The organism is Citrobacter sp. TBCS-15, assembly GCF_005280815.1.
In the GTDB taxonomy this organism is placed as follows: domain Bacteria; phylum Pseudomonadota; class Gammaproteobacteria; order Enterobacterales; family Enterobacteriaceae; genus Citrobacter; species Citrobacter werkmanii.
In genome coordinates this window covers 1-335 of record NZ_SZWK01000174.1, presented here as the reverse complement: position 1 = coordinate 335, position 335 = coordinate 1, and the positions used below count along the sequence as shown (strand labels likewise).

Here is a 335-nt window from a genome sequence, read left to right as displayed (position 1 = left end):
TGCCCGGCTGCGAATCCCCCAAAAAATCAAAAAGAAAAATCTCGCTAAATCTTGCTAAATCTCGCTAAATCTCGCTAAATCTCAAATAAAAAGGAAATTATATGGCTATATGCTAATATTTTGGCTCGTATGAGCGTGTTTATATCATTACGATATAATTTAAGTCTAATTAACTTAACGCTCACAGGAACGAAAATATAGGCTTTAAACGATATAACCACATTTAAAAGAAAGGATAATATGCAAACACAAAAAGGTGGCAGACCCACAATTTTACCTAAGATGTATGAAGAACCGCTTTTTAGCCAAATCATTGATAAAATTGAATCAGGCTG

The 335-nt window shown here is 33.4% G+C and carries 1 protein-coding gene; it reads left to right on the top strand.

The window, feature by feature from the left end; translation table 11 throughout:
• Positions 1-240: 240 nt before the first annotated feature.
• A partial coding sequence (locus tag FDW96_RS25535) for a bacteriophage terminase small subunit (RefSeq protein WP_256376115.1) occupies positions 241-335 on the top strand: 95 nt, incomplete at its 3' end.